Source organism: Paenibacillus gyeongsangnamensis, assembly GCF_027533625.1.
Lineage (GTDB): Bacteria > Bacillota > Bacilli > Paenibacillales > NBRC-103111 > Paenibacillus_G > Paenibacillus_G gyeongsangnamensis.
Genome location: NZ_JAQAGZ010000043.1, coordinates 17267 through 28351, shown reverse-complemented (window position 1 = coordinate 28351; position 11085 = coordinate 17267). Strand labels below are relative to the sequence as shown.

Here is an 11085-nt window from a genome sequence, read left to right as displayed (position 1 = left end):
TACGTGTTACTCACCCGTCCGCCGCTAACCCCGAAGGGTCCGCTCGACTTGCATGTATTAGGCACGCCGCCAGCGTTCGTCCTGAGCCAGGATCAAACTCTCCAATAAAGGTAAAACTTTATCGAACAGAGCTGATTAAGCTCAAATCTTAATGCTGACGAGAATTTTCATTCTCTTATTGCACTCACTCGTTGTTCAGTTTTCAAAGAGCAATTTCCTCGTCGTTTCGACGTTATTCGTCAAAAGCGACTTTATTAATATATCACATTTGGAGCGGTGAATGCAAGCTTTATTTTTTCAGCTTCATTCATTTATTTCGTCCGCCTCAGAAGCGACAAATAGTAATATATCAAATCCGCAATACATTTGCAAGAGCCATATTTTTACATTAGTAAAAAAGAAAAACGCCGCGGTCCAATAGACAGCGGCGCTATAGTTATATCTTACTCGCCTTGACGCTCCCGCATCAACGGGAACAGCAGCACGTCGCGGATGGACGGCGCATTGGTGAGCAGCATGACCAGACGGTCGATGCCGATGCCAAGTCCGCCGGTAGGCGGCATGCCATACTCCAGTGCGCGGACAAAGTCTTCGTCCATCTCGTGAGCCTCGTCGTTGCCTTGCTCCCGCTCCACGAGCTGCGCCGCAAAACGTTCCCGTTGATCGATCGGATCGTTCAGCTCGGTAAACGCATTGGCATGCTCGCGCGCCACGATAAACAGCTCGAAGCGGTCCGTAAAGCGCGGATCGGCATCGCTTTTCTTCGCGAGCGGCGAAATCGCAACCGGATGTCCCGTAATAAACGTAGGCTGAATGAGCGTCTCTTCTACGAAATGCTCGAAGAACGCGTTCACGATATGACCGAACGTATGCATCGGCTCAACCGGCACCTTATGCTCCTTCGCCAGACGGTGCGCTTCTTCATCGCTCATTTGCACGCTGAAATCAACGCCGACAACTTCTTTAATGGCATCCACCATCGATACCCGGCGCCACTCAGGCTTCAGGTCGATTTCTTGCCCTTGGTACGTAATCATCGTTGTTCCGAGAACCTCGGAGGCGATATGCGCGATCATTTCTTCCGTGAGCTTCATAATATCCTTGTAATCCGCGTACGCTTCATACAGCTCGATCATCGTAAACTCCGGATTATGTCGCGTGGAAATGCCCTCGTTCCGGTATACCCGGCCGATCTCGTATACCTTCTCCATCCCGCCGACAATCAGGCGCTTCAAATGCAGCTCGATCGCGATCCGCATGTAAAGCTGCATGTCCAGCGCATTATGATGCGTGATAAACGGCCGCGCGGCCGCGCCCCCTGCAATCGCATGCAGCGTAGGCGTCTCCACTTCCAGATAGCCTCTGGAATCGAGGTAGCGGCGCATCGATTGAATGATTTTGGAACGCAAAATAAAGGTCTGCTGCACGTCCTGATTCATAATCAGATCGACGTAGCGCTGGCGGTAGCGAAGCTCTACGTCCTTCAGGCCGTGATACTTCTCCGGCAGAGGCAGCAGCGACTTGGAGAGCACCTCGACCGATTGGGCTTTAACCGACAGCTCCCCGGTTTTCGTCTTGAAGACCGTACCCCGGATGCCGATTAAATCGCCGATATCGAGCAAATCATAAGCTTTGTATTTCGTATCGCCGACGGCGTCCGCACGCACGTAGATTTGAATTTTGCCCGTAATGTCCTGCAGGTGGGCGAAGCCGGCCTTGCCCATTTCCCGCTTCTGCATAATCCGTCCTGCAATGCTGACCTCGACAGACAGCTCGTCGAGCTCTTCCTTGGTTTTGTCCTCATACGCTTTCGTAATATCAGCGGCGTGATGCGTACGCTCATACTTCTGACCGAAGGGGTCGACCCCCAGGGCGCGAAGTTCATCTAGCTTGCCGCGGCGGATTTGCAGCAGCTCGTTTAATTCCAATTCCACAGTCATCTGGTCCCAGCTCCTTGATTCAATAAATAAGCTTATCCTCTAGTATAGACAAAAAAGCTTCCGACAGGAAGCTTTTCCGGTTACTTCTTAATGTCAATGATCTCATATTGGATCGTGCCCGCAGGAACGTTAACGTCCACCGTAGCCCCTTTGCGCTTGCCGAGAATGGATTTGCCGACAGGGCTTTCATTCGATATTTTATTCTGAAAAGGATCCGATTCCGCCGTGCCGACGATCGAGTATTCCACGATGTCCCCGAATTCCAGGTCTTTCAGCGTGACGATCGAACCGACGCTGACCGTATCGGTGTCCACCTCGTCATTATTGATGATGCGGGCGTTGCGGAGCATTTTTTCCAGGGTAATGATCCGTCCCTCAATAAAGGCCTGTTCGTTCTTGGCATCCTCATACTCGGAATTCTCGCTAATATCGCCATAGCCGATAGCCACCTTGATCCGTTCGGCGACTTCACGGCGTTTAACCGATTTCAAATGTTCAAGCTCCTCTTCGAGCTTCTTCAAACCTTCCTGCGTGAGAATGACCTCTTTTTCGCTCATGACTACACTTCTCCCGTCGTGTGAAAGATTTTCATATTTCGAGCCGTATCGATTATGAATTCACAGATAATTTAATATATGAACGCGCAGATACTTGATGCCATGGGTGCCGCAGAATTGCTATTGCCTGATTATATTTCAAGCCTACACAAATGTCAATGTAACCCAAATCGGGCGGCCCATATCCATTTCACCCGCTCCGAGATGGTTCCTTCACACTAATGGATGGTGACCAAGGACGCATCCTGCTCCGTCATCAAGTACGGAACCGGCTGGTCGGCGAACGATTCCACATATTCATTCAACAGACGGACCATTTCATCCCGCTTCGTTTGCTCCATGATGCTGTCTTTCACGCGTGCGGCCCCTTGCAAACCCTTCAAATACCAGGCCAAATGCTTGCGCATCTCCTTCACCGCGACATGCTCCCCTTTCAGGGCGACAAGCCGGTCCATGTGCAAAATGGCGATGCGGATTTTCTCCTGCGGCTTCGGATCCGGCGGCAGTTCTCCCTGCGTCAGGTACTGGATCGTCCGGTAAAGCATCCAAGGGTTGCCCAGCGCTGCGCGGCCGATCATGACGCCGTCGACGCCGGTCTGATCGAGCATCCGCTTAGCATCCTCCGGGGTGAAGACGTCGCCGTTGCCGATCACCGGAATGGAAACCGAATCCTTCACTTCCTTGATGATGTCCCAGTTGGCGTGACCGGTGTACATTTGCACCCGGGTGCGGCCATGGACGGATACGGCGGAGCCCCCGCCGTTCTCTACCGCCTTCGCATTTTGTACGGCGTACACATGTTCGTCATCCCAGCCGATCCGCATCTTGACCGTTACCGGCTTGCTGACGGCTTTGACGACCTCGGTGACCATTTGCTCGATCTTGCCGGGATCCAGCAGCCAGCGCGCTCCCGCATCGCATTTCGTAATCTTGGGTACGGGACAACCCATGTTGATGTCGATAATATCCGCATTGGTATGCTGATCCACATGCTTCGCGGCTTCGACGAGCGTCTCGGTGTCGCCTCCGAAAATCTGCAGGCTGAGCGGCTTTTCCCGTTCATCCACGTACAGCATCTCCATCGTCCGGTGGTTTCCGTGCAGTATCGCTTTGTCGCTGACCATCTCGGCGCAGACCAGTCCGCAGCCGAACTCCTTGGCGATCAGCCGGAAGGCGGGATTGCAGACCCCGGCCATGGGAGCAAGCACGACGTTATTGGGCGCCGTGACATTTCCGATTTTTAACATAACAACTAGGCCTCCTCTCTCTTAATAGTGGTAAGGTCTGCCGCCGGCGGCCGGCGGCTGGGACAATTCGCCCGGCTCAATGCCGAGCACCTCGGATATTTTACGGATGATTTTCGGATCGGCTTTGCGCGTACCCCGTTCAATGGAGCCGAGTACGGCGATGGACACGTCCAATTTCTCAGCCAGTTCGTTCTGGGTGTAGCCCTTGAGCTTGCGAAAAGCGCGGATTCGCAGCGCTAGAGCGTTGTTCTTTTCCATAATGTAACGCCTTCCTTTCCTTCCGCCCGGTCTAGCTGTCGTTTAAGCGCTTCTGCCTTTCCCGGCTGCCGTCCGCTCATGACCTCAATCAGAGGCACGAGCACGAAGGCTCTCTCCAGCATGCGCGGATGAGGCAAAATCAAGTCCGGACGGTCTTGCTCCCGTTCATCGAACAGCAGCATGTCAAGGTCGATCGTGCGCGGGCCCCAGCGGACCTCCCGCTTTCTGCCGAGCGACTGCTCGGCGGCCAGCATCACTTCGAATAAAGCCTCCGGAGAAAGAGCGGTTTCCACTTCGATGACCCGATTCAAAAACGGACCCTGATCCACAAAGCCGACCGGGTCCGTCTCGTATATACTCGACTTTCCGGTTACGCGAACCCCGTGATGCTGCTCGAGCAGCATCACGGCTTCGTCCAAATACCGCTCACGGTCTCCCAGGTTGGAGCCCAGGCCGACGTACGCGATCTGCCGCACATCATCTTCCTTCATGAAGCAGCCGCCCGCTTTCTGTGAATTTCCACCGATACGCCGTCAAAAAAAATCGCTACCGGAGGATGGGGCTTCACGACGCGAACGGTCATTTCATTTATACTAGTATAAGTTCGCAGCACCTCGGATGCAATATCCTCGGCAAGCGCTTCAATCAGCTTGAACGTTTTTTTCTCGACGCACGCCTTGATCACTTCGTACACTTCGGCATAATTGACGGTATCCTCGAGGGCGTCGGAGCGCCCCGGCTTGTCCAGGGGCATGTACATGTCGACATCGACGATATACCGCTGCCCGAGCCGGTTCTCTTCCGGGTATACACCGTGATTGGCGAAGAACTGCATCTGCTTCAGGCTCATTTTATCCATACCGGTTACCCTCCCTTGAGTTAAAGCTTAGCGCTGCCGTACGATCGCATCGGTCATGACCGCTACCCGCTTCATCGCCTTCACGTCGTGCACCCGCATAATGCGGCAGCCTTGGGCGATGCCGAGAGCTACCGTGGCGGCCGTTCCCTCCACCACGTCATCCGGAGGCAGCTGCAGGGCCGTACGGATCATCCTCTTGCGCGAAGTGCCGAGCAGCACCGGATATCCCAGCTCCACCAGGAGGTTCAGATGGTTCATGAGCTGTAAATTTTGTTCGTACGATTTGGCAAAACCGATACCGGGATCGAGAATGATTTGCTCTTCCCGGATGCCGGCCCGCAAAGCACGGTCCACGGTATCGCGAAGATCGTCCACCACGTCTTGAATGAAGTTAGCATACACCGCCTCCGTCCGATTATGCATCAGCACGATCGGGGTGCCGGTTTCGGCTGCGACCTGAGCCATTTGCGGATCCTTCTGCAGCCCCCAGATATCGTTCAAAATAGCGGCCCCCGCTTCCAGCGCCTGCCTGGCCACTTCCGCCTTATACGTATCGATGGAAATCGGCGCATCGATTCCCGCCGACTTCAATACCCGGATCACCGGGATGACCCGCCGCAGCTCCTCTTCCTCCGTAACGGGCTCAAACCCCGGCCGGGTGGATTCCCCGCCGACATCAATAAGATCGGCGCCTTCCGCGATCATCTCCTGCGCCCGCGCTACGGCCAGCTCCGGATCGATGTAGCGGCCGCCGTCGGAGAAGGAATCCGGAGTCACATTCAGTATTCCCATGATAAGGGTACGGTCTCCCCCCGGGAGAACGTCCGTCTCTGTTCTATGCTGCCCATGCATTGTATCTGTCACCGCCTCTTTTAATTCCGTCCGGCCGCTCGCCGGTATCGGCTCAGCAGCTCGGCCGTCTTTAATCCGGCCATTCCGGAGCCGACATTCCGGACCCCGCCTTGCGTATCCATCAGCCGGCTGGCGTGTACGATTTCCTGAATGGAATTGGTCATAAACACCTCATCCGCCTGCTCCAGATCGGACCAGCGGTAAAGACCCTCTTCCACCGTCAAGCCGGCTTCCGCCGCCAGCTCCATGACATACCTGCGCGTGATGCCGGGAAGGATCCCCGTCTCCAGAGAAGGAGTATATAGACCATTCCCCCTCAGGAAGAACAGGTTGCTTACAATGCCTTCCGCCAGATATCCTTCCCTGCTGAGAAAAAGCCCTTCGGCCCCGAGTGCACTTGAGGGGTAGCGCCGCATTTCCCTCTTGGCCAAAATGTTGTTCATATAATGTAGCGACTTCAGCCGAAGCCCGCCTTCCGGCGTATTGCGGCGGAGCTCCAACAGCTGAAGGGGCTTGCCCTCCCGCTCCAGCCCCCGCTGAGGCGCCGGAAGAGGCTTGACGTAGATCACGATTTGAGGATGCTCGTAATCCCCGGAGGGAAGTCCGAGCATATCGGCCCCGGCCGTAACCGTCAAGCGGAAGTAGGCATCCGCAAGGCCGTTCGACTGCAGCAGTGATTCGATGACGCCGCGAAGCTCTTCCTCGTCCGGAGAGTAACGGATGGCAAGCTCCCTGCAGCCTTCGGCGAGCCGTTCTAAATGCCGGTCGAGCAGGAAAGCCTTGCCCCCATAAGTACGGAACGTCTCGAACAAGCCCATCCCATAAAGAAAACCGTGGTCGTATACGGAGACCACGGCCTGCTGTTCTTCGATTATCGATCCGTTCAAATAGATGTTCATGACCGGTGCGCAGCCGTTTCGTTCAGAAAGTTCTGCAGCATGCGATGCCCGTGGTCCGTGATGATCGATTCCGGATGGAACTGCACCCCTTCGATCGGGTATTCTTTGTGGCGAAGGCCCATGATTTCGCCTTCCGCTGTTTCCGCGCTGATCTCCAGACAGTCCGGCAGCGTTTCTTTCTTCACGATCAACGAGTGATAACGGGTTGCGGTAAAGGGCGAAGGCAGCCCCTTGAACACGCCCTTGCCATCGTGATGGATCTCGGAGGTCTTGCCGTGCATCAACCGTTCCGCCCGGATGACCTCTCCGCCAAACGCTTGTCCGATGGACTGATGGCCTAGGCAGACGCCCAGAATCGGAATCTTCCCTTTGAAGCGGTCGATAAGCGAAAGACTGATGCCTGCCTCATTCGGCGTGCACGGTCCCGGCGAGATCAGAATGTGATCCGGCTTCAGCGCTTCAATGCCCGCAATATCGATCTCGTCGTTGCGGCGGACCTCAATCTTCTCGCCCAGCTCTCCCAGATACTGCACTAGGTTGTAAGTAAACGAATCGTAATTGTCTATGACCAGAATCATCGCTTGTTCCCTCCCGCGGCGCAGCTGCTCTGCTCGCTGTATTGAATGGCCTTCCACATGGCTTTCGCCTTATTGATCGACTCCGTGTATTCCTTCTCCGGAACCGAATCGATCACGATGCCCGCTCCGGCCTGGACATAGCCGATCCCGTCCGACATCAGAAGCGTTCTAATGATTATATTAAATTCCATATTGCCGTTATAGTCAATCCAGCCGATCGAGCCCGTATAGGGTCCGCGGCGCACCGGCTCCAGCTCTTCGATAATTTCCATCGTACGGATCTTCGGCGCTCCGGTGATGGTCCCTCCCGGGAAGGTCGCGGCGATTACGTCGTAAGCGTCTTTGCCCGGCGCCAGCTTGCCTTCCACCTCTGAAACGATATGCATCACATGCGAATACCGTTCGATCACCATGAGATCCTTCACCCGTACACTGCCGTATTCCGAGATACGCCCCAGGTCGTTGCGCTCCAGATCCACCAGCATGATATGCTCGGCGCGTTCCTTATCATTCAGCAGCAGCTCTTCGGATAGAAGCCGGTCCTCCTCCGGGCTGTCGCCTCTCGGACGGGTGCCGGCAATCGGACGGGTACGCACCTTATTGCCTTCCAGCTGAACCAAGAGCTCGGGGGAGCCGGAGACAAGCTGGAAATCATCAAAGCGCAGCAGCCCCATATAAGGGGAGGGATTCACCTGCCGCAGCCATTCGTAGATGGCTTCGGGGGAATTCCGAAGCGGCTTATGCTGCCGAACCGACAAATTCACTTGGAATACATCGCCGGCGGAAATGTACGCTTGAATCCGCTCCACCGCTCGAATATAGTCCTCTCTCGGGAAATCGGGCGTAATCCCGGCAATTGCATCAACATCAATCTGCAGCACGTCCCTGGCCATTCTCGAACGCTTGTCCGCGCGCGCCGACCGGCTGTTCTCACTGAACCCTTCGAGATGGATGAGATCCCATACCCGCTTCATGTGGGCAATCTGACGCTGCGCTTCCGTATATCGTTCTTGAAGCTGCTCCTCCGTCTTCTCCGCTTCCCCGGACAAGAAGACATGTACAGCGCAATATAGCTTGCTCTCTTCGTGGTCGACGATCCACAGCTCGCCAACCTGAACGAAGGCATAGTCCGGGACGGGCAGGTCGTCCTTAGCCAAGACCGGAAGCTTCTCGATCGAGCGAACGACGTCATAGCCCCAGAATCCGACGCAGCCTCCGACAAATTTCGGCGTACCATCCACTCGGGGTGCCCTGAACGGATCCATCCATCGTTTCACGAGCTCCAGCGGCGCGCCCTGCCAAGCTTCCTTCCGTCCGTCCGCGCAGGACACCTCCGCGTCCTTCACTGTGCCCCGAATGGCGGATATGGGCCGCAGCCCGAGGAAGCTGTACCGCCCGCCCTTGCCGCTTTCGAGCACGAAGGAGCCGGGCGACGCTTGCGTCCAAGCCGCTTCCCAGCTCATTACCCGCGACTCGTCTTCGGACAGTGGGAAGCTCTCCACATAAGGAAGCGCGGAATAGGTTTGGGACCATTCCAGCCATTGCCCATAAGATGTAATAACCATGCCCCGCACCTCCCAAACATTCACGTAACAATCCATTGAATGGGATTAGTATACTTCAACCCTTTAGGGAGCACAAGTGGCAAACCGGGATCGAATCCATAAGCCAATGGCCGATCCGGATCGAACGGCCTCACCCCAGGATAACGGCTACGCCGTCCTTGTCTTACAAGGACCAGCGCGTTTATCAAGGTTGATGCGAAGCTATAAGCCCGCGAAAAACTTATAAATTCTTATCAACCGAAGAAAGGCCCCCCAACAACGTTGAGGGGCCCTAACCGGAGCGGTGCCGAACCTAATCTTCGAATTGATACAACGGCGTGGACAGGTAGCGTTCGCCGTTGCTTGGAAGGACGGCAACGACGCGCTTGCCGGCACCGAGTTCTTTGGCTACTTTCAGCGCTGCATAGATGGCGGCGCCGGAAGAAATCCCGCCAAGAATCCCTTCTTCCTTCGCCACGCGGCGGGACGTTTCGAATGCATCTTCGTTCTCCACGGTAATGATCTCGTCATATACATGGGTATCCAGAATGCCCGGCACAAAGCCAGCGCCGATCCCTTGGATTTTATGGGGCCCCGGCTTGCCGCCGGAAAGCACCGGAGATGCGGCCGGCTCTACCGCGTAAACCTTAACGTTCGGGAAGTTTTCCTTCAGCACGCTGCCGGCACCGGTGATGGTGCCCCCCGTACCGATTCCTGCGATGAACGCATCCAGCTTGCCGTCATGCGCGTTGATCGCTTCCACGATTTCCGGACCGGTCGTTTCGCGGTGAATCTTCACATTCGCCTGGTTCTCGAACTGCTGCGGCATGAAGTAGGCCGGATTCTCCGCTATCAGCTCTTCCGCGCGTCGGATCGCGCCTTTCATGCCTTCCGCACCCGGCGTCAGCACGAGCTGGGCGCCGTAGGCGCGCAGCAGATTGCGGCGTTCCATGGACATGGTCTCCGGCATAACCAGAATCGCTTTATATCCTTTAGCGGCCGCTACCATCGCAAGTCCGATACCGGTGTTTCCGCTGGTCGGCTCGATGATGGTGTCGCCCGGCTTCAACTTGCCTTCTTGTTCCGCAACTTCTACCATGCTGATGGCAATCCGGTCCTTTACGCTGGCGCCCGGGTTCTGGTACTCGAGCTTTACATACACTTCCGCACTGCCTTCCGGAACAACGCGGTTCAACTTCACAAGCGGTGTATCCCCAATTAACTGCGTAATGCTCTGAACCAATCTAGCCATCCTAATTCCTCCTCATGAACGATAAATATCCGAGTATTTTGGTAGGTATTATAACCTCATATTAACAACCCCAGTCCCGGTTGTCAATAAGCATTTGATTCGTTCCACCTAAAATGTTTCCAAAATTTGAACCTTCCATTTATCCCGCAGCTTGCCCAGAACCTCTTTAATCGGCGGCGCCTCCTGAAGCGCAAGCTCCTTACGCACCTTCTCACGGATGGCGTCTTGAGCTTCCTTGCCCCGCTCCTTCCGGTCCTTCACCCGAATAATCGCGAGCTTGCCTCCGATATCGAAGGGCTTCGATACTTCTCCGGTTCCAAGCTGCTTCGCGGCCTTCAGGATCGGCTCGGCAATAAACGGATCGTCTTCCTCGACCCAGCCTAAATCTCCGCCGGTATCCCGGGTGGCATCGTCGAGCGAGCGCTCCTTCGCCACTTGGGCGAATTCCATGCCCTTCGCCAAATCCGCCATCACCTTAGCCGCCTGATCTTTCCCGCTCACTACGATTTGCTGCAGGCGCAGCTGTACACCGGAACGGAACTCCTCCGGATGGGTGCGGATATAGGCGTCAACGGCATCGTCGCCGATGCGGATGTTTTTGGTCGCAAGCTTCTCGATGAGCAGCTTGTCGGTGACATCCGCCCGGAGCGCTTCCGGCGTGAAGCCGAGCTGATCTTTCATCGCTTGATAAAACTGGGCTTCATTATCATAGCCCTGCTGCATCCGTTTCAATTCCTGCTTCAGTTCACTCTCGTTTACGGTAATTCCTTGGGCAGAGCCCTCCATACGGATGACCTCATGATCAATCATTTGGTTCAACAGTTCACGGCCATATTTTTTCTTAAGCTGCTCTTCCAGATTCAGATTCGTAATGGATAACTCCCCGACCGTTGCGATGACCCTCTGTTTGTCAGCCTGATTGGTTTGATCCGGAATTCGACTTGCCTGCGATGGCTTAAAGGAATTGGCCGTCAATACGGAGGACAGGACGAGAACGGCGATCAGCAAGACACCGATAACTCCCCATAACAATTTCACGTTTCGCATGTCCTAATCCCCTCGTATTATCACTCTTCGCTCACGGTTGGCCCGCAGCCTT

At 55.2% G+C, this 11085-nt stretch carries 12 protein-coding genes and 1 rRNA gene; all 13 read right to left on the bottom strand.

Annotated elements, in window-relative coordinates; genetic code table 11:
* A 16S ribosomal RNA gene (locus O9H85_RS35795) occupies positions 1-108 on the bottom strand; the annotation flags it as partial.
* Positions 109-443: 335 nt separating this feature from the next.
* Complete coding sequence (gene lysS, locus O9H85_RS35790; RefSeq protein WP_269886131.1) at positions 444-1940, bottom strand: lysine--tRNA ligase; 1497 nt, start codon at positions 1938-1940, stop codon at positions 444-446.
* 80 nt (positions 1941-2020) lie between these two features.
* On the bottom strand, positions 2021-2497 hold the full coding sequence (greA, locus tag O9H85_RS35785) for a transcription elongation factor GreA (protein WP_269886130.1): 477 nt from the start codon (positions 2495-2497) through the stop codon (positions 2021-2023).
* Positions 2498-2715: 218 nt separating this feature from the next.
* Entirely contained in the window at positions 2716-3744 is a 1029-nt protein-coding gene (gene dusB, locus O9H85_RS35780) for a tRNA dihydrouridine synthase DusB (protein WP_269886129.1), read from the bottom strand.
* A 21-nt stretch (positions 3745-3765) separates the two neighbouring features.
* A complete protein-coding gene (locus tag O9H85_RS35775; protein WP_269886128.1) occupies positions 3766-4002 on the bottom strand; it encodes a helix-turn-helix domain-containing protein in 237 nt (78 codons plus the stop codon).
* The gene (gene folK / locus O9H85_RS35770; protein WP_269886133.1) at positions 3981-4478 is read right to left on the bottom strand and encodes a 2-amino-4-hydroxy-6-hydroxymethyldihydropteridine diphosphokinase; all 498 of its coding nucleotides are present in this window, start codon (positions 4476-4478) and stop codon (positions 3981-3983) included. The genes O9H85_RS35775 and folK overlap by 22 nt, the downstream gene beginning before the upstream one ends.
* A gap of 11 nt (positions 4479-4489) precedes the next feature.
* Complete coding sequence (gene folB, locus O9H85_RS35765) at positions 4490-4861, bottom strand: dihydroneopterin aldolase (protein ID WP_269886127.1); 372 nt, start codon at positions 4859-4861, stop codon at positions 4490-4492.
* Between the two features lie 27 nt (positions 4862-4888).
* A complete protein-coding gene (gene folP, locus O9H85_RS35760) occupies positions 4889-5653 on the bottom strand; it encodes a dihydropteroate synthase (protein WP_409348260.1) in 765 nt (254 codons plus the stop codon).
* Positions 5654-5733: 80 nt separating this feature from the next.
* Positions 5734-6612, bottom strand: a complete 879-nt coding sequence (gene pabC, locus O9H85_RS35755; protein WP_269886124.1) for an aminodeoxychorismate lyase — start codon at positions 6610-6612, stop codon at positions 5734-5736.
* A complete protein-coding gene (pabA, locus tag O9H85_RS35750; RefSeq protein WP_269886123.1) occupies positions 6609-7190 on the bottom strand; it encodes an aminodeoxychorismate/anthranilate synthase component II in 582 nt (193 codons plus the stop codon). The genes pabC and pabA overlap by 4 nt, the downstream gene beginning before the upstream one ends.
* Positions 7187-8755 carry an anthranilate synthase component I family protein gene (locus O9H85_RS35745; RefSeq protein ID WP_269886122.1) on the bottom strand — a complete coding sequence of 523 codons (1569 nt, stop codon included), beginning with the start codon at positions 8753-8755 and terminating at the stop codon, positions 7187-7189. The genes pabA and O9H85_RS35745 overlap by 4 nt, the downstream gene beginning before the upstream one ends.
* Before the next feature lie 292 nt (positions 8756-9047).
* Positions 9048-9986 carry a cysteine synthase A gene (cysK, locus tag O9H85_RS35740; RefSeq protein WP_269886121.1) on the bottom strand — a complete coding sequence of 313 codons (939 nt, stop codon included), beginning with the start codon at positions 9984-9986 and terminating at the stop codon, positions 9048-9050.
* A gap of 108 nt (positions 9987-10094) precedes the next feature.
* Entirely contained in the window at positions 10095-11033 is a 939-nt protein-coding gene (locus tag O9H85_RS35735) for a peptidyl-prolyl cis-trans isomerase (RefSeq protein ID WP_269886120.1), read from the bottom strand.
* Positions 11034-11085 lie beyond the last annotated feature (52 nt).